Source organism: Azospirillum soli (genome assembly GCF_017876165.1).
Classification (GTDB): Bacteria; Pseudomonadota; Alphaproteobacteria; order Azospirillales; family Azospirillaceae; genus Azospirillum; species Azospirillum soli.
The window spans coordinates 79,358-101,895 of record NZ_JAGINQ010000012.1; the positions used below are offsets into that span (position 1 = coordinate 79,358).

Consider the following 22,538-nt stretch of genomic DNA (forward strand, 5'->3'; position numbering starts at 1 on the left):
CGGCGGGAAACAACCCGCCGGGTGCCGATCACGGGAAGGGGCAGCGGTCGGCGGTCACTTCGACGAAGGAGCGAGGGCCGGCGGTGAAGGTGAAGCGGTATTCGGTGCTGTCCACGACCACCGCGTGGTGCAGCGGCAGGACGCCGGTGACCACGGATTCCTTGCCGCCGATGGACGTCACCTTGATGGTCACGGGCTGAGCGGGGTCGAACCAGCTTTCCACGGCGCCCTGCGCGTTGCGGGCGGACTGGCCCTCGCCGTTGACGGTGACCGTGCCGTTGCCGAAGCCGACCGCGCGGTTCCCGGACTTCAGCAGGGGCGTCGTCAGCGTGAAGCGCTTGTTCTCCGGCTGCTGGCAGTTGCGCGGCGGCTGAGCCTGCGTGATGACGAAGGCGAGGCGGTTGGGGTCCATGCCGCCCTTCAGACGCTCCGCCACCAAGCCCGACAGCTTCGCGAGTTCGCCAGTCGGCACCTCGCGCTGAAGGCGGGCCTCCAGTTCGGACGAGCGTGCCTCGGCGGTGCGGGCGGCGTGCTGCATCTGGCTGGCGAGGAGTTCCAGTTCCGCCTTCTGGCGGGAAAGGGCCGCATTCTCCTCCCGCAGGGTCACGTCGCGGCCCTTCAACTGCTCGATGCCCATCTGGTAGGCGAAGAGGGCAACGCCCAACACAAGAACGGCCAGCAGCCCGAACTTGCCGAAACCCGCCCAGACACGGCGGCGGTAGCGTCGTTCGTAGTCGTAGCGTCCCAGGGACATGGCGTGTCCAGACCCAATCGAAAGGTGAAGGGGGGTCTATGGCTACCCAGAACCGCCGTCCGATGCAACCCCTTGAGACCGTTGAGTCCCGCCGTTGTCTCAGGGCGTGGACGACCATGCCGTCCTGGGCTTGGGCGGCCTTGGACTTGGCGTTTGCAGGGGCTTTCCCGCGCTGGTACCAATGCGCCGCGTCCGCAGAGGGAAAAGTGCCATGCCTTACCGAGCCTTGCTGCTCGACCGAGACGGAGTGGTGAACGTTGATCACGGTTACGTCGGCAACCGCGACCGGTTCACCTTCATGGACGGCATTTTCGACCTGACGCGGCACGCGATGGATCGCGGCTATCGCGTCGCCATCATCACCAACCAATCCGGTATCGCGCGCGGCTATTACACGGAACCGGAATTCCGGGACCTCAGCGACTGGATGCGGGGCGAGTTCCGGGGGCACGGGGTGGAACTCGCCGGGGTGTTCCATTGTCCGTACCACCGGGGCGGTTCGGTGGAACGGTACGCGCGCGACAGTTTTTGGCGCAAGCCGGCGTCGGGCATGATCCTGGAAGCAGCGCGGAGCCTGAGCCTGGATCTGGGGCGATCGGTGTTCCTGGGCGATCAGCCGACCGACATGGAGGCGGCGCGAGCGGCGGGGGTAGGGCTGCGGGCGCTGTTGTCGGAGGGAACCGGCGGAGAGGACGTCCGTGGACGGGGCAAGGAAAAGGCGGCCAACCTTTCGATTGGCCGCCTTGTGGATTTGATCCCGCACCTCCGCTGAGGAAAGCGCGCCTGACGAAACGTCATTGCGACGGGGTGGCGGTGTTGCCGCCGAAGCTGGCGCTGATGCTGGGCGTGCGGACCTCACCCAGATTCTTGAAGACGAAGCGGAAGAAGATCGTGTTGCCGTCGCTCTGACCGGTCGGCGTCGTGGTGTAGTCCCGGCGCGCGATGGTTTGGAAGATCAGGCATTCGTCCTGGTAAGTCAGCACGGCCAGGCTGGCGCGCGCGCCCGGATCGGGGCGCATGGCCTGGACGTGCGCCAGGCTGCCCGACCAGTTCTCCGAGAACTTGGAGCTGAGGCCGAAGGTGGCCTGCTCCACCAGATCGCGCTGGGTAGCGACGCGGTTTTCCGTCTGGTCCACGAAGGTGTAGGCGGTGGACAGGCGGAATTCCGGAATGCCGGCCGATGCGTTCAGCGAGTGGCGGCGCGGCTTCAGCGTTTCGTGGTCGATGCGGAAACCGTAGTTCAGGTCGAGCCAGTTGGCTGGCGTCAGATCAACGCGGCCCACATAGTCCGACTGCTTATCCTCAAGACCCGAACCGCCCCGGAACACCGACGTGTCGGTCAGGCGGAAGCTCTGGCCCAGAAAAATGCTCGCCGCGCCGGTCTTGTAGCCCTGAATGGACGAGCGCAGGCCGTAGGTGATGCGCGAGCCTCCGTCCAGCCGGTCGATGCCGGTGAAGCGGTTGGGCATCAGCAGGTTGATCTCGTCGAACTCGACGTCGAGGCTGTCCTCGTTCGGGTAGACGGGGTCGTTCGTGACCTTGGGCGCCACGGTCAGCTGCCCGATCGGCTCGATCAGCTGCTGCGAGCGCTCGCCGTAGCGCACGAATGGATAGCGGACGGTCGCCTGGGCCTGCGGGAAGACGCGCACGCGGTCGAAGTCCTGGTTGCCGCGCACTGTCGGGTCCAGCGGGTTGAAGCGTTCGGCGCTGTAGCCGGCGACCAGGACGCTGCCCGACAGGGTGGTGACGAAACCGGCGTTGGAGACGATCTCGCGCTCCCACCCCGGCTGGACGTGGATGCGCTGCGTGTTCGGCCCGCCGTCCTTTGGGCGGGTGACGGCCAGCAGGCTGCTGTCGAACGACCAGCGGCCGCCAAGCACGCTGCCCGGCTCGCCCAGCGCGTTGTAGCGGCCCATGGGCAGCACGATCGGTTCCTGCACCGGGTTGCCGTAGCGCAGGTCCTGGAAGCTGTAGGCGTTCAGCGCGGCGTAGTTGCGGCCGTTGAAGCCCTCGACGAAAGCGCGGCTGGTCAGCACCTCGTCGCGGTTGTCGTAATAGCGGCGGAGGAAATACTCATCGCTGGCCCGCTTCAAGTCGAAGCCCCAGCGCCACGTCTCGTCGATCTCGAACAGGCCCTTGGCGGCGGCGTAGCCACGGTTGCGCCTGTCGTCAGCACCCTTGATCGTGCCGTTCTGAAGCTCGCCCCGCGTGGCCGCGCCTTCAACCTCCAGGCGGCCCCTTTCGAAGCGCTTGCGATACTGGCCGCCGACGATGGGGCCCTGCTTGGTGTAGCCGCCGACGTCGAGCGTCGCGTCCTGATCGGGCGCGATGTCGAAGTAGTAGCGGGTCAGGACGCCGAAGCCGAGTTCCGAGTTGTTGCGGAAGCTGGGCGTCAGGAAGCCGGAACGGCGCTCCACCGAAGGATCGGGGTGCGACAGGTAGGGCGTGTAGGCGACGGGGACTCCAAAGATCTCCATCACCGCGTCCTTGTAGCGGACTTCCTTCGCGTCGTTGTCGTGCACGATGCGGACGGCGCGGACCTGCCACAGCGGCGCGCGGGTCGGGTCGGACTTGCAGAGGTCGCAGGGGCTGTAGACGCCGCGGTTGATGCGGGTCAGCTTGCCTTCGCGCCGCTCGCCCTCGTTGCCGGCCATGCGGCTGTTGTCGGTCATCAGAACGCGGATGTTCTCGATGAACGTGTCGCGCAGGTCGTCGGTCAGTTCGGCGTAGTCGGCGAAGAGGATTTCGCCCGACGGCTCGACGAGGCGGATGTTGCCGCTCGCCGTGACCACCTTGGTCTTCTGGTTGTAGGTGATGGTATCGGCGCGGACGCTGCGCGGGCCCTGGGACAGCTCCACATTGCCCGACGCGGTGACAATGCCCAGCGTCTCGTCGAAGGTCACCTGATCGGCGTTCAGCAGGACCGGCTGCTGCCGCTCCGCCGGGGACTGGGCGCCGGCCAGATCGGCGGCGGCGACGCCGCAGGCTACCATCAGGGCGACGACGCCGGAGCGCAGGATCAACGTGCGCTTGGCGGCCGTCTTGCGGTTGGCGGCGCGGGGGCGCCGGGCATGTCGAGAAGGCTGTAGAGACATGCCCGAACGTTTGAGGTAACCCACCGGCCAAGTCAACGGTTTCAAGGCCGGCGTCGCGAAATCACCGTGCGGTGTTGCGTGCGGACGGAGTCGGCTTTAGGCGAAAGCCTTGAAGGCGATCAGGGTGAAGGTGTCGCGCACGCCGGCCAGGGTCTGAATGTGCTCGGTCACGAATCGGCCGATGTCCGTGTCCTGGGCCAGATAGCACTTCATGAGAAGGTCGTACTGGCCGGAGATGGAGTGCACCTCCGACACCTGTTCGACCTCCTGCACGGCCTGATCGGCGACCTGATACGCCTTTCCCAGATCGCATTTGACCATGACGAAGATGGTCTGCATGGGCGTCAGCCCTCCTGCTGCGACGGTTCCACGGATTCGACCGGACGCGGGCGGCGGGCCGAACGCAGCATGAAGGCCGGCATATGGTCGCCGAAACCGATCACCGGCGTATCGTCGTCATCGTCGTCGCGACGGCGGCGGCCACGATCGCGGTCGCGATCCCGGCGCGGCTCGTTGGAGCGGCGAGCCTCGGCAGCCGCCAGCGATTCGCGGGGCTGGCGGTGGTCGTCGCGGGAGCGTTCCTCGCGCGGCTGGCGGTCTTCCCGAGACCGCTCCTCGCGGGGCTGACGCTCTTCGCGCGCTTGCCGTTCTTCACGGGGACGTTCCTCGCGCGCGGGCTTCTCCTCGCGGGCCTTCTCCTTGCCGCGCCCCCGGCCGCCACGGCCACGACCGCGACGGGCGTCTTCCTCGCTGGCGAACTCGGCCGACTCCAGGCCATCGATGGCGATCAACGGAATCTCCCGCTGGATGAGGCGGGCGATTGCCGCCACCTGCTTGCCGTCATAGGGGCCGGCGAGCGTGAAGGCGCGGCCGGTGCGGCCGGCGCGGCCGGTGCGGCCGATGCGGTGGACGTAGTCCTCCGCGTTGACGGGAACGTCGAAGTTGAAGACGTGGCTGAGGCCCTGCACGTCGATGCCGCGCGCGGCCACGTCGGAGCAGACCAGCAGCGTGATCTCGCCCTTCTTGAAGGCCTCCAGCGTCTCGGTGCGCTTGGACTGGACCATGTCGCCGTGCAGCGCGCCGGCGTTGAAGCCGTGGCGTTCCAGCGACTTGTGCAGAATAGCGACGTCGCGCTTGCGGTTGCAGAAGATGAAGGCGTTCTTCACGTCCTCGGTGCGCAGCAGGTGGCGCAGCGCCTTGCGCTTGTCCTCCTCCTGCACCAGGGCCATGGCCTGGGTCACCGTCTCCGACGGGGAGGCGGGCGGGGCGACCGAAATTTCCTTCGGATGCATCAGGAAGGCGTCGGCGAGACGGCGGATCTCCGGCGGCATGGTGGCCGAGAAGAACAGCGTCTGGCGCATCTTCGGCAGCTTGCTGACGATCCGCTCTATGTCCGGGATGAAGCCCATGTCGAGCATCCGGTCCGCCTCGTCGATGACGAAGACCTTGATGTCGTTGAGCATGATGTTGCCGCGCTCGAACAGGTCGATCAGCCGGCCCGGAGTCGCGATCAGCACGTCCACGCCGCGGTCCAGCTTCTTCACCTGCTCGGTGAAGGTCTCGCCGCCGATGAGGAGCGCCATGGAGAGCTTGTGATGCTTGCCGTAGGTCTCGAAGCTTTCCGCCACCTGGGCGGCCAGCTCGCGAGTCGGCTCCAGGATGAGTGACCGGGGCATGCGTGCCCGCGCCCGGCCGGACGCCAGGATATCGATCATCGGCAGGGTGAAGCCCGCCGTCTTGCCGGTGCCCGTCTGCGCACAGCCGAGCACGTCGCGGCCTTGCAGGACCCAGGGAATGGCCTGTTCCTGAATTGGCGTCGGTTGGGTGTAACCCTTGTCCTCGATGGCACGCAGGACTTCAGGGCCAAGCCCAAGTTCCGAAAAAAGCATCCAACCTGTTTTCTGTCTGGAGTACGAAAATCGAGCCGTCGCGGCCCGACGATTAGATGGGGCCGCAGAATATGAAGTCAAAGGGCGCTGTCAATAGACCTTGTGCCGTTGCCGTCGATATAGCGTTCTTTCTCCATCGCCCGGAAGCCCGGCTTGGCGGGCGCGGGGCGGTCGGGTAGGCTCCGCGCCGCCCGTCGAAAGAGGACCCGAACGGGAATCCGAACGAGAACCGAAAAGGCCAACACGCAATGCTTCTGTCCGCCGAACGCTCCGCCCTCGTCATCGTCGATGTGCAGGAACGGCTGATGCCCGCCGTCGTCGAACCCGACCGGGTGCTGCGCAACATCGACGTCCTGCTGAAGGCCGCCGGGGAACTGAAGGTACCCGTGCTGGTCAGCGAGCAGTATCCGAAGGGACTCGGGCCCACCGTGGCGCCCGTGCGGAACGCTCTGCCGCCCGACTCCGTGGTCGAGAAGATCACCTTCTCCAGCGCGGGCGCCCCGGCCTTCATGGACCGGCTGGTCGGGCTGGGCCGCAAGCAGATCGTGCTGCTGGGCGCGGAGACGCATGTCTGCGTGCTGCAGACCGCGCTCGCGGTCGCCGCGGCGGACTTCGACGTGTTCCTGGTTGCCGACGCCTGCTCCTCCCGCACGGAGGCGAACATCGAGCTGGCCATCGCGCGCATGCGGGCCAACGGGATCGAGATCGTCAGCACGGAAATGGTCGTCTTCGAGTGGATGGAGCGCGCGGGAACGCCATCCTTCAAGATCATCAGCCAACTGATCAAGTGAACGGGAACGCGATGGCCGAGACTCATCCGCTGGTCCTGCTGCCCGGCATGCCGCTGGACGCGGCGCTGTGGGATCACCAGACCCGCCACCTGTCCGACATCGCGGCGGTCACCGTCGGCGACCTGACCCAGCATGATTCCATGGCCGAGATGGCGCGCGCCGTGCTGGAGTCGGCACCCGCGCGCTTCGCGCTCGGCGGGCTGTCGATGGGCGGCTACGTCGCGTTTGAGATCATGCGCCAAGCCCCGGAGCGGGTCACCAAGCTGGCTCTGCTCGACACCAGCGCGCGACCGGACACGCCGGAGCAGACCGCCAACCGCAAGGAAGGTGTTGCGCTGGTGCGGCAGGGCAAGCTGCGCCCGGTGATGGCCGCGAACATGCTGCGGCTCGTGCATCCCGACCGGGTGAGCGACCAGCCGCTGGTCGAGTCGATCCACGCCCAGGCGCAGCGCGTCGGGCCGGAGGGCTACGCGCGCCAGCAGACCGCGATCATGAACCGGCCCGACAGCCGGCCCGGACTGTCGGCGATCAATTGCCCGACACTAGTGGTGTGCGGCCGGCAGGACACCATCACGCCGCCGGACGTCCACGCCGAGATTGCGGCGGGCATCCCCGGCGCGCGCTTCGTGATCGTCGAGGACTGCGGCCACCTGTCCGCCATGGAGAGGCCCCAGGCGGTGACGGCTCTGCTGCGGGAGTGGTTGCTCTACGGGTGACCGCTGCTCACGCGGTGCCTAGCAATCCGGCCCACCGGAGCATCCCGCGTCTGCCCGGTGGGTCGGGAAAAGAGCGAAGGTCATGTCGCTGATCAACGCCTTGAAGTCCGGATCGGCTGGTCCCTGCGGCCGGTCGAGCCAGCCGGTGGCCGAGGTCAGCGCCCCGCCACCCCGGCAGAAGGCGCCCTGCACGACAATGGCCCCGCCCGGCGGGCTGGTCTGGATCGGCTGTCCGCCGCAGAGGTAGGAATTCAGCATCGTCTGCGCCGGGTTGAAAGCGAACACCACCCGGTAATCCGGCTGCGCCGTCTGGTTCGGCGTGGTGGTGAAGTTGGTGCGCACCCCGGAAATCCGGTTCTGCATGTTGTCGGTGACCAGCTGGCCGAAGGCCTGCGGATCGATGCCGAAGGGATTGCCGTGAATGGTCACGCGCAGGTCCCGGTCGGACGCCGCGTAGGCGACCTCGCCCGCCGTGTAGGCCGGGGAGGGCAGGTCCGCCGTAACACGCTCGTTGGAACAAGCCGCCGCGACCAGGCTAAGGGCGAGGATCGCGACACGGGGAAGGATGTCCATGGGCATGCCGGATGTCTGTTGGCGTCCATCGTGGAGAATGGAGCGCAAGCGACACCCCGGCAAGGGTGGGGGCAAAGTGGGTGGCCGGAAGAGACGGTTACGCGTCCTTCAGCCAGCGCCGCGCGGCGCGGGCGACCCGCTCGGGGTAGTCGGCCATCTCCGCCGGCCCGATGAGCGGCAGGCCGATCTCGTCCACGATCCGGGCGACGGTCGAGACGTCGAGTTCCACGCCGAGCGTCCGCGCGCGGCGGGCGATGGACATTTCCTGGCCCCAGTAATAGACGCGCGTGGCGCCGGTGTTCGCGCGCATGCGCTTCACCTGCTCGATGCGGTCGTCGCCGTTCAGCGGCAGCCAGATGTCGGCCAGCAGTGTTTCTACCGGCCGATCCGGCACGTAAGCGGTCGCGTCACCCTGGAGCACCCGCAGCTTGGCTGTGACCTCGGGCGGAAGCTGGGCGAAGACGCCCATCGACTCGACCAAGCCGATCACCTCCGGATCGAACTCCACGACGGTAACCTCCGTCACCGCCGGGTTGAGCGCGGCGTTGGCGGCGGCCCATCCCATGCCGAGGCCCATTACAATCGTGTTTCCGCTGGCGAAACGACAGCCGATCTCCTGGCTTTCGATCTCCATGGGGGTCATGGACATCCAGGTCCGCTTCTCATCGCCGTGCCAGCGCATGAGAGCCGCCATATCCAGAACCAGGAGGGCGTCGCTCCAATAACCGCCACAGATGCACATCGGGGCGATCCGCATCTCCCACCGCTCGCCTTGGTATGGGCGGTAGGTCGGGCGGAACAGGTCGGTTTGGTAGAGTTCCGGGACTGTCATGCGTCGATCACACGTCGATGTCGTCCACGCGGACGAACTTGGCGTTTTCCTGGATGAACTGGAAGCGCAGTTCGGGACGGCGGCCCATCAGGCTTTCGACCAGGGACTTGGTGGTCTCGAACTCTTCCTTCTCCTCCGGGTCGGCGGCGTTGGGGACGACGACGCGGAGCAGGGTGCGCTTGCCCGGATCCATGGTGGTGTCGCGCAACTGCGCCGGCATCATCTCGCCGAGGCCCTTGAAGCGGCTGATCTCCACCTTCTTGCCCTTGAACATCTTGTTCATCAGCTCGTCCTTGTGCGCGTCATCGCGCGCGTAGACGGACTTGGCGCCGTGGCTGATGCGGTAGAGCGGGGGCAGAGCGAGATACAGGTGGCCGTTCTGGATGAGGCCGGCCATTTCCCGGTAGAAGAAGGTCATCAGCAGCGAGGCGATATGCGCGCCGTCCACGTCCGCGTCGGTCATGATGATGACGCGCTCGTACCGCAGCTTGTCGCTGGAGAAGTCCTTGCCCGTGCCGCAGCCGAGCGCCTGGGCGAGGTCGTTCAGCTCCTGGTTCGCCTTCATCTTGTCGGTGGAGGCGGAGGCGACGTTCAGGATCTTGCCGCGCAGGGGCAGGATGGCCTGGGTCTCGCGGTTGCGCGCCTGCTTGGCGGAGCCGCCGGCCGAGTCACCCTCGACCAGGAAGATCTCCGTGCCCTCCGGCGAATTGCGCGAACAATCCGCGAGCTTGCCCGGCAGGCGCAGGCGGCGGGTCGCGGACTTGCGGCCCAGCTCCTTGGACTGCTTGCGCTTGGCGCGCTCCTCCGCCTTCTCGATCAGACGTTCGAGCAGGACGTTGCTCGATGCCGGATTGCCGGACAGCCAGTGGTCGAAGTGGTCCTTCACGGCGGAATCAACGAGGCGCTGGGCCTCCGCCGTGACCAGCTTCTCCTTGGTCTGGCCCTGGAAGTGCGGCTCGCGGATGAAGACGGACAGGAGGATGCAGGCCTCGCCCATCACGTCGTCGGCGGTGATCTGGCCGGCGCGCTTGTTGTTGGTCAGCTCGCCATAGCCCTTCAGGCCGCGCGTCAGAGCGGTGCGCAAGCCCGCCTCGTGCGTGCCGCCCTGAGGCGTGGGCACCGTGTTGCAGTAGGTGTGCGAGAAGCCTTCCTCGTCCTCCGGCCAAGCCACGGCCCATTCCACGCGGCCCTGGCCGTTGGGAAAGTCCAGCGAGCCCGCGAAGGGGGTGGGGGTCAGCGTCTTGCGGTCCTTCAGCGCGCCGTTCAGGTAATCGAGCAGGCCGCCGGGGAAATGCAGCGTCTCGGACGCCGGGGTGGTCGAGTCCGGGGAGAGCAGCGACGGGTCGCAGCTCCAGCGGATTTCCACGCCACGGAACAGGTACGCCTTGGAGCGCGCCAGCCGGTACAGGCGGTGCGGCTCGAAATGGGCGGCCTCGCCGAAGATCTCGGCGTCGGCGTGGAAGCGGATGGTCGTGCCGCGCCGGTTCACCGCGCCCTGCTTGGAGAGCGGACCCTGCGGCAAGCCACGGCTGTAGTTCTGGATGAACAGCTGGCGGTCGCGCGCGACCTCCACCGTCAGCCGGTCGGACAGGGCGTTCACCACCGACAGGCCGACGCCGTGCAGGCCGCCCGAGGTCTGGTAGACCTTGTTGGAGAACTTGCCGCCCGAGTGCAGCGTGGTGAGGATCACCTCCAGCGCCGACTTGCCGGGGTATTTCGGGTGGTCGTCCACGGGGATGCCGCGCCCGTTGTCGCGCACGGTCACCGTGCCGTCGGCGGCCAGCTCCAGATCGATGCGGCTGGCGTGTCCGGCCACCGCCTCGTCCATGGCGTTGTCCAGCACTTCGGCGACGAGGTGGTGCAGCGCCCGGTCGTCGGTGCCGCCGATGTACATGCCCGGCCGGCGCCGAACGGGCTCAAGCCCTTCCAGAACCTCGATATCCTGGGCGGAGTAGGTCTCGGCCTTGCGCGCCGTGTTCTCGAAAAGATCGCTCATGGCCCCATTTATAGGAATTTCGTCAGGGGTGCGCAAGCGCATGCTGTGGGCCTTATATACCCCGGACACAAGATTTTGGGCTGGGATTTTTCGCCCTCGGAGGAACCATGAACGACGTCACGCCCAAGGAGCTGAACGCAGGCCCCGCGCTGCGCACCATCGCCATGCCGGCCGACACCAACCCGAACGGCGACATCTTCGGCGGCTGGCTGCTGGCGCAGATGGATCTTGCCGGGGGCGTGGTCGCCCTGCGACGCGCGGGCGGGCGCGTGGCGACCGTGGGGATCGAGGCGATGACCTTCCACAAGCCGGTCATCGTCGGCGATGAGGTGAGCTGCTTCGCTCATGTGGAGAAGGTCGGCCGCACCTCGATCCGCGTGCGGGTGGAAACCTGGGTGAAGCGGCCGAGGCACGGGGACGAGGCGATCAAGGTGACCGAGGGCGTCTTCACCTACGTCGCTATCGGCGAGGACCGCAAACCGAGGGAGGTTCCGCCGGAGTGACGGCGGAGAAGGGGCGGGCGTCGCGCCCAGCCCCTTTTTGACGCGGTTACTGGCTGCCGGTGCTGCCACCGCCGCCGGCTGCACCGCCGGAGGTCGCGCCGCCCGGCGCAGTGCCACTGGGGGCCGGGGTGGCGGAAGGCGCGGTGCCGGGCACGCCGGAGGCGTTCTGGCCAGGGGTGCCGGCCGGTGGCGGCGGGGTGGTCTGCGGCCGTTCGGCCGTGGAGGTCGCGCCGGGGTTGCTGTTGTTCTGGGCCGTCTGGTCATCGCACGCGGCCACACCAAGCAGAAGCGCCGGCAGGGCGGCGAGCCATAGCTTGCTTCGCATGGAGTTTCTCCCTTCCATGTTACGCATCCGCGACCACGGGCCTGTGGGCGCGGCAGTGCCCCCCTTAACACACGTTCGTCGCGACACATTCCATCCGTTGGGGCACAATTATGCGGAATGCCCAATGGGTGGGGCGGGGCTGAAAACCGGCGGGTCCTATGACGGTGTGCCCCGAAAACCTCGAGTCGCCGGCCTCTTTTCGAATGCCTCTTTTTCGTTTGACCGAAGGGATCCCCTGTGATTCCATCGCGCCATGACGATGCTCACAAACCTCACCGACTCGTTGAAACGCGCCGCAAAAAGCGCCCTGCGCCAAGCCATCGGCCCGGCCATCGGGGCGTGTGTGGTTGCTTATTTCGTCTATTATGCCGTGCAGGGCGATCGTGGCCTGATCTCCATGAAGCATCTTCAGGGCGAGATTGTGACCGCCGAGACGGTGTTGAGCCAGGTGAAGGCGGAACGTGAGCGCATGGATCGGCGCGCCCAACTGATGCGCGGCGACCATCTGGACCCCGACATGCTGGACGAGCGCGCGCGCCAGATGCTGAACCTTTCGGGGCAGCGGGACGTCATCATCGCGTTGCCGCCGGTGTATGAGCACGATGATCCTAGCGCTGAGAAGCAGTCCAAATCAGTGAATTAACCGAAAGCCGGTTAACGGCCAAATTCGCTATAAAAAACAAGCATTTGCGCAGATCGCGCCGGTCGTGTACTGTGCGCGCCATATCCGCTTCCGGTGCGAGGGGATATTCTCTCGTAACGTGTCGCCGCGCCGGCTGTTCGCATGCCGTCGCCGCTTGAACCTGGGAGGAAACATGGCCGCGTCACGACGCCGTCCGAAGGCGCAGACGGACTCCGCTCCGAAGCAGGCCGCTTCGGCCGAGGAACTGCTCAAGTACTACCGCGAGATGCTGCTGATCCGCCGCTTCGAGGAGAAGGCGGGCCAACTGTACGGCATGGGCCTGATCGGCGGCTTCTGCCACCTCTACATCGGCCAGGAGGCCGTGGTGGTGGGCGTGCAGGCCGCCCTGAAGGAGGGCGATGACGTCATCACCAGCTATCGCGACCATGGCCACATGCTGGCCTGCGGCATGGACGCCAAGGGCGTGATGGCCGAGCTGACCGGCCGCCGGGGAGGCTACTCCAAGGGCAAGGGCGGCTCAATGCACATGTTCAGCCGCGAGAAGAACTTCTACGGCGGCCACGGCATCGTCGGCGCCCAGGTGCCGATCGGCACCGGCCTCGCCTTCGCGCACAAGTACAACAAGGACGACGGTCTGTCGGCCGTGTATTGCGGCGACGGCGCCATCAACCAGGGTCAGGTTTACGAGAGCTTCAACATGGCGGCGCTGTGGAAGCTGCCGGTGCTCTACGTGATCGAGAACAACAAGTACGCCATGGGCACCTCGCAGGAGCGCGCCGCCGCCGGCGAGCTGTTCCAGCGCGGCTCGGCCTACGGCATTCCGGGCGTCCAGGTCAACGGTATGGACGTGCAGGAGGTCCGCGCCGCCGCCGACCAGTGGGTGGAGTACATCCGCGCCGGCAACGGCCCGGTCATCCTGGAGATGAAGACCTACCGCTATCGCGGCCATTCCATGTCGGACCCGGCCAAGTACCGGACCAAGGAAGAGGTCGAGAAGATGCGGAGCGAGTCCGATCCGATCGACAAGCTGAAGAAGGTCATGCTCGACGGCGCCTTCGTGACGGAGGACCAGCTGAAGGAGATCGACCGCGAGGTGAAGGCCATCGTGACCGAATCCGCGGAGTTCGCCCAGCAGAGCCCCGAGCCCGATCCTTCGGAGCTGTGGACCGACGTTCTGGTCGAAGCCTGACGACAACGCATAAGCGGGAGCGGCGTCAAGGCCGGGCTTCGAACTTTCCAACGTTCGAACGCCGGAGGACCTGCGCGCCGCCGGAGGTTGAGGAATGCCGATCGAAGTGCTGATGCCGGCGCTGTCGCCCACCATGACCGAGGGCAAGCTGGCGAAATGGGTCAAGAAAGAGGGTGACGAGGTCAAGTCCGGCGACGTGCTCGCCGAGATCGAGACCGACAAGGCGACCATGGAGGTCGAGGCGGTGGACGAAGGCCGCCTCGGCAAGATCCTGGTGGCCGAGGGCACCGAGAACGTGGCCGTGAACACCCCCATCGCCGTGATCCTGGGCGATGGCGAGGACGCCACGACCAACCTGTCGAACATCGAGGAGTCGTCGCCGAAGACCGCCGCCCAGCCGGTGATCAAGGACAGCGGCCAGCGCCCCGACGCCACGATGCCGACCGGCCCGTCCAAGGGCCCCGCCGCCGCTCCGCCGGCCTCGGACGAGGACAAGTTCTTCGACAAGACGGTCAAGAAGACCGTTCGCGAGGCACTGCGCGACGCCATGGCCGAGGAGATGCGCCGCGATCCGACCGTCTTCCTGATGGGCGAGGAAGTCGCGCAGTACCAAGGCGCCTACAAGGTCTCGCAGAACCTGCTGCAGGAATTCGGCCCGGACCGCGTCATCGACACGCCGATCACCGAGTACGGCTTCGCCGGCCTGGGCGTCGGCGCCGCCTTCAAGGGCCTGCGCCCGATCGTCGAGTTCATGACGTTCAACTTCGCCATGCAGGCGATCGACCACATCGTGAATTCCGCCGCCAAGACGCTGTACATGTCCGGCGGCCAGATGGGCTGCCCCATCGTGTTCCGCGGTCCGAACGGCGCCGCCGCCCGCGTGGCCGCCCAGCACAGCCAGGACTTTACGCCCTGGTACGCCAGCGTTCCGGGCCTGAAGGTCGTCGCGCCCTATTCGGCCTCTGACTTCAAGGGCCTGATGAAGGCGGCGATCCGCGATCCGAACCCGGTCATCTTCCTGGAGAACGAGATCCTCTACGGCCAGAGCTTCGAGGTGCCGGAGAGCGAGGACTTCATCGTTCCCATCGGCCGCGCCAAGATCCGCCGCGCCGGCACCGACGTGACGATCACCGCGCATTCGCTGATGGTCTCCTACGCGCTCGCCGCCGCCGAACTTCTGGAGAAGGAAGGCATCAGCGCCGAGGTCATCGACCTGCGCACGATCCGTCCGCTCGACACCGAGACCGTCGTCAACTCGGTCAAGAAGACCAACCGTCTGGTGACCGTGGAAGAGGCGTGGCCGACCTGCAGCATCGGGTCCGAGCTGTCGGCGCTGATGATGGAGCACGCCTTCGACTACCTCGACGCGCCGGTGATCCGCGTGAACGGCCTCGACGTGCCGATGCCCTACGCGGCGAACCTGGAAAAGCTGGTCCTGCCGTCGCCGGAGCGTATCGCCGACGCGGCGAAAAAAGCCTGCTACCGCGCGTGAGGAGGGCGAGCCCATGACCATTCAGATCCTGATGCCCGCCCTCTCGCCGACCATGACCGAGGGCAACCTCGCGAAGTGGCTGAAGAAGGAAGGCGATGAGGTCAAGTCCGGCGACGTGCTCGCCGAGATCGAGACCGACAAGGCGACCATGGAAGTCGAGGCGGTGGACGAAGGCCGCATCGGCAAGATCCTCATCCAGGGCGGGACCCAGGGCGTGGCGGTGAACACCCCCATCGCCATCCTGCTGGAAGAGGGTGAGGACGCCAGCGCGCTGGACAAGGCGGCGGCTCCGGCCCCCGCCCCGGCGACTGCTGGCACCGGCGGCTACGGCAGCCAGGGTGCGGGCGCCCCGCCGGCCGATCAGGCCGTGGCGCCGAAGGCCGCTGCTCCGGCAGCGGCCCCGGCCCAGGCCCCGGCCCATGGTGGCGGAAACCGCGTGTTCGCCAGCCCGTTGGCCCGTCGTCTGGCCGAACAGGCGGGAATTGACTTGAATGCGGTTAAGGGCTCCGGCCCGAACGGCCGCATCGTCAAGGCCGACATCGAAGCCGCCACGGCCGGCGGCGGCGCGCGTCCGGCGGCCCAGCCGTCCGCGGCGCCCGCTCCCGCCGCCGCTCCGGCCCCGGCTGCCGCCGCTCCGGCGGCGAAGGCTCCGGTCGGCGTGGACGCCAAGGACCTGTCGGACAAGCTCGGCATGGCCTACCAGCCGGTGCCGAACACGACCATGCGCAAGACCATCGCGCGCCGCCTGACCGAGGCCAAGCAGACGGTCCCGCATTTCTACCTGACCATCGACTGCCAGCTCGACGCGCTGCTGAAGGTCCGTTCCGACCTGAACAGCCGCTCGGACGCGTACAAGCTGTCGGTCAACGACTTCGTCATCCGCGCGGTGGCCCTGGCTCTCAGGAAGGTGCCCGCCGCCAACGCCGCGTGGTCGGACGAGGCGATCCTCCAGTACGAACACGCCGACGTTTCCGTGGCGGTCGCCACGCCGACGGGTCTGATCACGCCGATTATCAAGAAGGCGGAAGGCAAGGGGCTGGCCCAGATCTCCAACGAGATGAAGGACCTCGCCAAGCGCGCCCGCGACGGCAAGCTGAAGCCCGAGGAGTTCCAGGGCGGCACCTTCTCCGTCTCCAACCTCGGCATGTTCGGGGTGCGCGAGTTCGCGGCCATCATCAACCCGCCGCAGGGCTGCATCCTGGCGGTGGGTGCGGGTGAGCAGCGGCCCATCGTGAAGGACGGCGCGCTCGCCATCGCCACGATGATGAGCTGCACGCTGTCGGTCGACCACCGCGTGGTGGACGGCGCGGTCGGCGCGGAGTTCCTGGCGGCCTTCAAGAAGCTCGTCGAAGACCCGCTGAGCATGCTGCTGTGAGCAAAACGAGGATCGGATCATGAGTGCCAGCCTCTCGCCCCTTCGCGAGGAAATCGACGCCCTGGACACCCAGATCGTCGAACTGCTCGCGCGGCGCTTCGCCGTCGTGCGGCGGGTCGCCGTCGTGAAGAAGGCCGAGGGGCTGCCCTCGGTCCTGCCCGACCGCATCGCGGCCGTCAAGGAACGCGCGGCGGCGATGGGGCAGGCCAAGGGGCTCGACCCGGACTTCGTTTCCAACCTCTACCAGATGATCATCGACGAGGCCTGCCGGCTGGAAGAGAAGCACTTCGCCAGCGCGCCTTGATCTTGAAGGGAGGATAACCCTTTGGCCGACAACAACTTCGACGTTATCGTCATCGGCGGCGGTCCGGGCGGTTACGTCGCCGCGATCCGCGCCGCGCAGCTGGGCCAGAAGACGGCCGTCGTGGAACGCGAACACCTGGGCGGCATCTGCCTGAACTGGGGCTGCATCCCGACCAAGGCGCTGCTGCGCTCGGCGGAGGTGCTGCACCTCGCCAAGCACGCCGCCGACTACGGCCTCGTCATCAAGGAAGCCTCGTTCGACCTGGACAAGGTCGTGCAGCGCTCGCGCAAGGTCGCCAACCAGCTGAACGGCGGCGTCCGGCATCTGCTGAAGAAGAACAAGGTCACGGTCATTGAGGGCGAGGCCACGCTGGCCGGCAAGGGCCAGGTGGCGGTGACCAAGGACGGCGCCGCCGTCGGCACCTACAGCGCCAAGAACATCGTCATCGCCACCGGCGCCCGCGCCCGCACCCTGCCGGGTCTGGAGGATGACGGCAAGCTGGTGTGGACCTACCGGAAGGCGATGACGCCGGACACCATGCCGAAGTCGCTGCTGGTCATCGGCTCCGGCGCCATCGGCATCGAGTTCGCCAGCTTCTACAACGCACTCGGCGCCAAGGTCACGGTGGTCGAGGTGATGGACCGCATCCTGCCAGCCGAGGACGAGGAAATCTCCGCCTTCGCCCGCAAGCAGTTCGAAAAGCAGGGGATGCGCATCATCACCGGCGCCAAGGCCGGCAACCTGCGCAAGACCGACAACAGCGTGACGGTGGCGGTCGAGGCCAACGGCAAGACCGAGGACATCACGGTCGACCGCGTCATCCTGGCGGTGGGCATCTCCCCCAACACAGAGAAGCTCGGCCTGGAAAACACCAAGGTGAAGACCGACCGGGGCCACATCCAGACCAACCAGTGGTGCCAGACGGACGAGCCGGGCGTCTACGCCATCGGCGACGTGACCGGCGCGCCGTGGCTCGCCCACAAAGCCAGCCACGAGGGCGTGATTGTCGCCGAGCACATCGCCGGCAAGCACCCGCACGCGCTGGATGTGCGCAACATCCCGGGCTGCACCTACTCGCACCCGCAGGTGGCGTCGGTCGGCCTGACGGAGAAGAAGGCCAAGGACGCCGGCTACGAGGTCCGCGTCGGCCGCTTCCCGTTCGTCGGCAACGGCAAGGCCATCGCTCTGGGCGAGCCGGACGGCATGGTGAAGACGGTGTTCGACGCCAAGACCGGCGAGCTGCTGGGCGCGCACATGGTCGGCGCCGAGGTGACGGAGCTGATTCAGGGTTACGGCATCGCCAAGACCATGGAGACGACCGAGCAGGAGCTGATGCAGACGGTGTTCCCGCACCCGACCCTGTCGGAGATGATGCACGAGTCCGTCCTTGATGCCTATGGCCGGGCGATCCACTTCTAGCTAGCATGCCCGAAAGCCTGCTTGCAGGCTTGCAAGCCTGGGTGACATCTGCCGGTAAGGCTATGAACCGCTTGAACGCCGCGTACGACGAGGATTTCCACGCCTGGACCCAGGAACAGGCGGCGGAGCTTCGTCGTGCCGGCGCCGAGCGGTGCGAACACGGGTGGAGGCTCACCATCCGCGAACAGCGCCGGCAGCTGTCTAAGCGCCTTAAACAGAGTCCGAGCTTGCGTCCTGTCACCGTGCAGGAATTGGCGCGGGTTTATGCCGAGGCGCGCGCCGACGCCGCCGACGAGTCCGAACTGGACCTCGCCCGATTTCCGACCGAACCGTCCTTCACGCTTGACCAGGCGCTCGATCCGGCCTATCCGGCGAACCTGTTTCCGCCGGAGTGGCGCGTGTGAGCGCGTCCCCGTTCAGCATCGGTGCTGCCTCGGCGGCCCGTTCGGAGCTATCAAGATCATGACCGTGGCCGATCAGCCCGAGAAGCTTCGCCATCCCGAAAAGGCCCACAAGCCCGACAACCCCGTCCAGCGCAAGCCCGCCTGGATCCGGGTGAAGGCGCCGATGAGCCAGGAATACAACGAGACCCGCCAGCTCATGCGGGGCCTGAAGCTCAACACCGTCTGCGAGGAGGCGGCCTGCCCGAACATCGGGGAGTGCTGGAAGCACAAGCACGCCACCTTCATGATCCTGGGCTCGATCTGCACGCGCGGCTGCGCCTTCTGCAACGTCGAGACGGGCCGCCCGGACAAGCTGGACCCGCACGAGCCGGACAACGTTGCCGAGGCGGTGGCGCAGCTGAAGCTGTCCCACGTCGTGGTCACCTCGGTCGACCGTGACGATCTTGAGGATGGCGGCGCCGAGCACTTCGCCCGCACCATCCGCGCCATCCGCGCGGCGGCACCGAGCACGACCATCGAGATCCTGACCCCCGACTTCCAGAAAAAGAAGGGTGCGGTCGAGGTGGTGGTCGAGGCCAAGCCCGACGTGTTCAACCACAATCTGGAAACGGCCCCGCGCCTGTATCCGACAATACGTCCAGGTGCCCGCTACTTCACCTCGCTGCAACTGCTGGCGCGGGTGAAGGAGCTGGATCCGTCGATCTTCACCAAGTCCGGCATCATGGTCGGCCTGGGCGAGACGAAGGAGGAGGTCGGACAGGTCATGGACGACCTGCGCGCCGCCGATGTTGACTTCATGACGATCGGCCAGTACCTCCAGCCGACGCCCAAGCACGCGGCGGTCGACCGGTTCGTGACTCCGGAAGAATTCACGAGCTACGCAACACTTGGCCGCGGCAAGGGTTTCCTGATGGTGGCCTCGACGCCGCTGACCCGCTCGTCCTATCACGCGGGCGCGGATTTCGAGAGGCTGCGCGAGGCCCGCAACCGCAAGCTTGCCGCTGCGGCGGGCTAAGGCACGGTCGAGGAGAAACGGAGCGGGTATGCCGACGCACGCGGAAAAGAAGGTCCTTCCCTACACGCCGGAACAGATGTACCGGCTCGTCGCCGATGTGGAGAAGTACCCGGAGTTCCTGCCCTGGTGCCTCGCTGCCCGCATCCGCCGCCGCGAGGGCAACGTGATGTTCGCGGACCTCGTCATTGGCTTCAAGATGGTGCGGGAGCGCTTCACCTCGCGCGTGGAACTGGATGAAGCCGGCCGGCGCATCGACGTCCAGTACACCGAGGGACCATTCCAGTACCTGAACAACCACTGGATCTTCACGCCGCACGAGCGGGGCGTCTGCGTGGACTTCTACGTGGATTTCGAGTTCCGCTCGAAGATGCTGCAGAAGATCATGGGCGTGCTGTTCAACGAGGCCGTGCGCCGCATGGTGCATGCCTTCGAGGCGCGCGCCGAGCAGTTGTACGGGAATGGAGCGGTGCGCCCGGCCGCAGCCCGCACGGCCTAGGATCGAGACCTTTTCCCCGCCTTGCTCCCCTGGGGGCTAAGGCTACCGCATGCTTCCGTCCGGGCGGGCGGCTATCAGGCGTTCCAGGGCGGCCTGGACCGTGGCGAGGCGCACGGCTTCACGGTCGCCGGGGAAGGTGTATTCCTTGTGCTTGGCGGCACCACGCCGCACCGCCGTGGCGATGTAGACGCGGCCGACCGGCTTTTCGGGGGAGCCGCCGCCCGGCCCCGCCACGCCGGTGACCGCCACCGTCACGTCCGCTTTCGATTTCGCCAGCGCGCCCACCGCCATCGCCACGGCGACTTCGGCGCTGACGGCGCCGTGCGCGTGGATCAGGCTGGGCGGGACGCCCAGCATCTCCGACTTGGCGACGTTCGAATAGGTGACGAAGCCGCGCTCGACCACCGTGGAGGAGCCGGCGATGTCGGTCAGCGCGCCGGCGATCAGGCCACCCGTGCAGGACTCGGCCGACGCCACCATGTAGCCGGTCTGTTCGTATTCGGCGATCAGGCTGGCGGCGAGCTGGCGGATGTGCTCGGGAAACATGCGGTCTCCATCGAAAGCGTTTCGCGCGAGTTTAGCCCGGCAGGCGGACGGTCGCCACCGCTTGCGCGGCGATGCCCTCGCCACGGCCGGTGAAGCCGAGGCGCTCGGTCGTCGTCGCCTTCACGCTGACGCGGGCGGCGTCCATGCTCAGGATCTCGGCGATCCGGGCGGTCATGGCCTCGCGGTGCGGGCCGACCTTCGGGCGTTCGCAGATGAGGGTCACGTCCACATGGGCGATGCGCCCGCCGCGCTCGCGGACCAGATCGGCGGCGTGGCGCAGGAACAGCGCGCTGTCGGCGCCGCGCCACTGCGGGTCGGAGGGCGGGAAGTGGCTGCCGATGTCGCCGACGCAGAGCGCGCCGAGGATGGCGTCGGTCAGGGCGTGCAGGCCGACATCGGCGTCGGAATGGCCTTCGAGCGTCTGCGTGTGGGGCACGCGCACGCCGCAGAGCGTGACGTGATCTCCGTCGGAGTCGCCGTCGGTGAAGCGGTGCACATCGAAGCCCATGCCGGTGCGGATGTCCGACAGGGCGGAATCGAGGACGCGGGCGGCGCGGGTGAGGTCGTCGGGCGTGGTCACCTTGAAATTCTCCTCCTTGGCGGGCACCAGCGCGACGGGCAGGCCGGCGCGCTCGGCCACGGCGGCGTCGTCGGTCAGGTTGAGGCCGGATGCCGCGCGGTGGGCGGCCAGGATGTCGGGGAAGCGGAAGCCCTGCGGGGTCTGGGCGCGCCACAGGCCGGCGCGGTCCACAGTGTCGGCGATCAGGCCGTCATGGCCCCGCTTCAGCGTGTCGGCGACCGGAATGGCGGCGATGGCGGCGGGGTGGCGGTCAAGGGCGCCGATCACTGCGCCGATGGTGTCGGCGGCGACCAGCGGGCGGGCAGCGTCGTGGATCAGGACGAGGTCCGGCGCCGACTCGGCGAGGCGCTCCAGCCCGTTGCGGACGGACTCCTGACGGGTGGCGCCGCCGGCGACCGGTTCCGGCAGGCCGAGTCCGGCGACGGCACCGTCATAAAGGTCGCGGAAGGCCGGGTTGATCACCACATGCACGCCGGTGACTTGGGGATGGCGCAGAAAGGCCTCCACCGTGCGGCGCAGGACGGGCTGGCCGGCGAGGTCGAGATACTGCTTGGGGCGCTCGGCGCCGAAACGCTGGCCGCTGCCGGCGGCGACGATCAGCGCGATGCAGGAAGGCATGGGACGGATCCGCACAGATTGGGCTATATGTGTTCGGCGCTTGACGGACGCGCGGCGGAGCCTAGCCTGTCGTCACGCTTCAGCCAAGAGCGCCAGGGCCTGAAAGCATAGGGCATGTCGCAGAACTTCGTTTACAGCCTGACGGCGTTGATCGCGCTGCTGCCGGCCTCGATCTATCCTTACCGCCATATCGCGGGGCAGGGGGGCGAGGGGCGTTCGCTCTTTTTCTGGGGCGCCCTGCTGCTGGCTTCTATCGGGCCGGCGCTGTGGTCGCTGACCCAGATCGCCGGGCGGTGGCACACCGGATTGTCCACGGCGCTGTGGGTGACCATCACGGCCTGCATGCTGATCTTCACGGGGCTCAGCCTCGCCACCCGCTCGGCATGGCGGCTGTCGCCTCTGTTGCTGCCCTATCTGCTGCTGGTCGGAACCTTCGCCACGCTGGCCCAGCAGGCGCCCGCTCCGGTGCTGCGCGGCGGCGCGCCGGTCATCTGGATTGACCTGCACATTGGCATTTCCGTGATCACCTACGCGTTGCTGACGCTGGGCGCCGTGGCGTCGCTGGCCTCCTTCCTTCAGGAACGCGCGCTGAAGACCAAGCGGCCGACGCCGCTGACCCGATTCCTGCCGCCGGTCGCGGAGAGCGACCGGTTGCAGGTCGGGCTGCTGGGCGCGTCGGAGGCGGTGCTGGGCGTCGGACTCGCCACCGGCATGGCCGTGCTCTATTACGAGCAGGGCGTGTTCCTGCGCCCCGATCACAAGACGCTGCTGTCGCTCGCGTCCTTCGTGGTGATCGGCGGGCTTCTGCTGGCGCACGCGCGGATCGGCATGCGCGGGCGCAAGGCGGCGCGCGTGGTGCTGATCGCCTATCTGCTGCTGACCCTTGCCTATCCTGGCGTGAAGTTCGTCACGGACGTTCTTCTGGGCTGACGGCAGCGCAGGGCAGTCACCCGGTTGCACAACGGCTACGCACTTGCACCATG

General features: G+C 67.2%; 24 protein-coding genes. 14 read left to right on the forward strand and 10 right to left on the reverse strand.

Features of this window, described 5'->3' with window-relative positions:
- Window positions 1-28 precede the first annotated feature (28 nt).
- On the reverse strand, window positions 29-754 hold the full coding sequence (locus J2852_RS18790) for a hypothetical protein (protein ID WP_209878341.1): 726 nt from the start codon (window positions 752-754) through the stop codon (window positions 29-31).
- A gap of 211 nt (window positions 755-965) precedes the next feature.
- Here J2852_RS18790 and gmhB point away from each other — a divergent pair, with 211 nt between their 5' ends.
- Window positions 966-1,526, forward strand: a complete 561-nt coding sequence (gmhB, locus tag J2852_RS18795; RefSeq protein ID WP_209878344.1) for an HAD family hydrolase — start codon at window positions 966-968, stop codon at window positions 1,524-1,526.
- A 22-nt stretch (window positions 1,527-1,548) separates the two neighbouring features.
- Here gmhB and J2852_RS18800 read toward each other — a convergent pair whose 3' ends face one another.
- The 3 genes from J2852_RS18800 to J2852_RS18810 all read right to left on the reverse strand — a co-directional run bounded on the left by J2852_RS18800 (window position 1,549) and on the right by J2852_RS18810 (window position 5,738).
- Window positions 1,549-3,849 carry an LPS-assembly protein LptD gene (locus J2852_RS18800; protein ID WP_209878346.1) on the reverse strand — a complete coding sequence of 767 codons (2,301 nt, stop codon included), beginning with the start codon at window positions 3,847-3,849 and terminating at the stop codon, window positions 1,549-1,551.
- A 96-nt stretch (window positions 3,850-3,945) separates the two neighbouring features.
- Window positions 3,946-4,188: an Lrp/AsnC ligand binding domain-containing protein gene (locus tag J2852_RS18805; protein ID WP_209878348.1), complete on the reverse strand. Its 243-nt coding sequence runs from the start codon at window positions 4,186-4,188 to the stop codon at window positions 3,946-3,948.
- A gap of 5 nt (window positions 4,189-4,193) precedes the next feature.
- On the reverse strand, window positions 4,194-5,738 hold the full coding sequence (locus J2852_RS18810; protein ID WP_209878350.1) for a DEAD/DEAH box helicase: 1,545 nt from the start codon (window positions 5,736-5,738) through the stop codon (window positions 4,194-4,196).
- Between the two features lie 248 nt (window positions 5,739-5,986).
- On the opposite strand from J2852_RS18810, the gene J2852_RS18815 reads away from it, so the two are divergent.
- A complete protein-coding gene (locus tag J2852_RS18815; RefSeq protein ID WP_209878352.1) occupies window positions 5,987-6,529 on the forward strand; it encodes a hydrolase in 543 nt (180 codons plus the stop codon).
- Between the two features lie 11 nt (window positions 6,530-6,540).
- A complete protein-coding gene (locus J2852_RS18820; RefSeq protein ID WP_209878354.1) occupies window positions 6,541-7,245 on the forward strand; it encodes an alpha/beta fold hydrolase in 705 nt (234 codons plus the stop codon).
- 18 nt (window positions 7,246-7,263) lie between these two features.
- Here the strand turns inward: J2852_RS18820 and J2852_RS18825 are convergent, their stop codons facing one another.
- The 3 genes from J2852_RS18825 to parE form a co-directional block, all read right to left on the reverse strand.
- Entirely contained in the window at window positions 7,264-7,824 is a 561-nt protein-coding gene (locus tag J2852_RS18825; protein WP_246499829.1) for a hypothetical protein, read from the reverse strand.
- A gap of 91 nt (window positions 7,825-7,915) precedes the next feature.
- Window positions 7,916-8,650: a hypothetical protein gene (locus J2852_RS18830; RefSeq protein WP_209878356.1), complete on the reverse strand. Its 735-nt coding sequence runs from the start codon at window positions 8,648-8,650 to the stop codon at window positions 7,916-7,918.
- Between the two features lie 7 nt (window positions 8,651-8,657).
- Window positions 8,658-10,646 carry a DNA topoisomerase IV subunit B gene (gene parE, locus J2852_RS18835; RefSeq protein WP_209878358.1) on the reverse strand — a complete coding sequence of 663 codons (1,989 nt, stop codon included), beginning with the start codon at window positions 10,644-10,646 and terminating at the stop codon, window positions 8,658-8,660.
- A 107-nt stretch (window positions 10,647-10,753) separates the two neighbouring features.
- Between parE and J2852_RS18840 the strand changes: the two genes are divergently transcribed.
- A complete protein-coding gene (locus J2852_RS18840; RefSeq protein WP_209878360.1) occupies window positions 10,754-11,149 on the forward strand; it encodes an acyl-CoA thioesterase in 396 nt (131 codons plus the stop codon).
- 46 nt (window positions 11,150-11,195) lie between these two features.
- Here J2852_RS18840 and J2852_RS18845 read toward each other — a convergent pair whose 3' ends face one another.
- The gene (locus J2852_RS18845) at window positions 11,196-11,474 is read right to left on the reverse strand and encodes a hypothetical protein (RefSeq protein WP_209878362.1); all 279 of its coding nucleotides are present in this window, start codon (window positions 11,472-11,474) and stop codon (window positions 11,196-11,198) included.
- Window positions 11,475-11,727: 253 nt separating this feature from the next.
- Between J2852_RS18845 and J2852_RS18850 the strand changes: the two genes are divergently transcribed.
- The 9 genes from J2852_RS18850 to J2852_RS18890 all read left to right on the forward strand — a co-directional run bounded on the left by J2852_RS18850 (window position 11,728) and on the right by J2852_RS18890 (window position 19,811).
- Entirely contained in the window at window positions 11,728-12,117 is a 390-nt protein-coding gene (locus J2852_RS18850; RefSeq protein WP_209878364.1) for an FtsB family cell division protein, read from the forward strand.
- Window positions 12,118-12,289: 172 nt separating this feature from the next.
- Complete coding sequence (gene pdhA / locus J2852_RS18855) at window positions 12,290-13,306, forward strand: pyruvate dehydrogenase (acetyl-transferring) E1 component subunit alpha (RefSeq protein ID WP_209878366.1); 1,017 nt, start codon at window positions 12,290-12,292, stop codon at window positions 13,304-13,306.
- A gap of 94 nt (window positions 13,307-13,400) precedes the next feature.
- Complete coding sequence (locus J2852_RS18860) at window positions 13,401-14,798, forward strand: pyruvate dehydrogenase complex E1 component subunit beta (RefSeq protein WP_209878368.1); 1,398 nt, start codon at window positions 13,401-13,403, stop codon at window positions 14,796-14,798.
- A gap of 13 nt (window positions 14,799-14,811) precedes the next feature.
- A complete protein-coding gene (locus J2852_RS18865) occupies window positions 14,812-16,173 on the forward strand; it encodes a pyruvate dehydrogenase complex dihydrolipoamide acetyltransferase (RefSeq protein WP_209878370.1) in 1,362 nt (453 codons plus the stop codon).
- Window positions 16,174-16,192: 19 nt separating this feature from the next.
- Window positions 16,193-16,477 (forward strand): chorismate mutase, encoded by a 285-nt coding sequence (locus J2852_RS18870; protein WP_209878372.1) that lies wholly within the window; start codon window positions 16,193-16,195, stop codon window positions 16,475-16,477.
- Window positions 16,478-16,498: 21 nt separating this feature from the next.
- On the forward strand, window positions 16,499-17,896 hold the full coding sequence (lpdA, locus tag J2852_RS18875; RefSeq protein WP_209878374.1) for a dihydrolipoyl dehydrogenase: 1,398 nt from the start codon (window positions 16,499-16,501) through the stop codon (window positions 17,894-17,896).
- A 62-nt stretch (window positions 17,897-17,958) separates the two neighbouring features.
- Window positions 17,959-18,300, forward strand: coding sequence for a DUF29 family protein (locus tag J2852_RS18880; protein WP_209878587.1), 342 nt, complete (start codon window positions 17,959-17,961; stop codon window positions 18,298-18,300).
- A gap of 58 nt (window positions 18,301-18,358) precedes the next feature.
- Window positions 18,359-19,315, forward strand: coding sequence for a lipoyl synthase (lipA, locus tag J2852_RS18885; RefSeq protein ID WP_209878376.1), 957 nt, complete (start codon window positions 18,359-18,361; stop codon window positions 19,313-19,315).
- A gap of 28 nt (window positions 19,316-19,343) precedes the next feature.
- Entirely contained in the window at window positions 19,344-19,811 is a 468-nt protein-coding gene (locus J2852_RS18890; RefSeq protein WP_209878378.1) for a type II toxin-antitoxin system RatA family toxin, read from the forward strand.
- Between the two features lie 42 nt (window positions 19,812-19,853).
- Here J2852_RS18890 and J2852_RS18895 read toward each other — a convergent pair whose 3' ends face one another.
- Both J2852_RS18895 and J2852_RS18900 read right to left on the reverse strand, forming a co-directional pair.
- On the reverse strand, window positions 19,854-20,357 hold the full coding sequence (locus tag J2852_RS18895) for a CinA family protein (RefSeq protein ID WP_209878379.1): 504 nt from the start codon (window positions 20,355-20,357) through the stop codon (window positions 19,854-19,856).
- A 31-nt stretch (window positions 20,358-20,388) separates the two neighbouring features.
- Window positions 20,389-21,555, reverse strand: coding sequence for a bifunctional 2-C-methyl-D-erythritol 4-phosphate cytidylyltransferase/2-C-methyl-D-erythritol 2,4-cyclodiphosphate synthase (locus J2852_RS18900; RefSeq protein ID WP_209878380.1), 1,167 nt, complete (start codon window positions 21,553-21,555; stop codon window positions 20,389-20,391).
- A 114-nt stretch (window positions 21,556-21,669) separates the two neighbouring features.
- Between J2852_RS18900 and J2852_RS18905 the strand changes: the two genes are divergently transcribed.
- On the forward strand, window positions 21,670-22,485 hold the full coding sequence (locus J2852_RS18905) for a cytochrome C assembly family protein (protein ID WP_209878382.1): 816 nt from the start codon (window positions 21,670-21,672) through the stop codon (window positions 22,483-22,485).
- Window positions 22,486-22,538 lie beyond the last annotated feature (53 nt).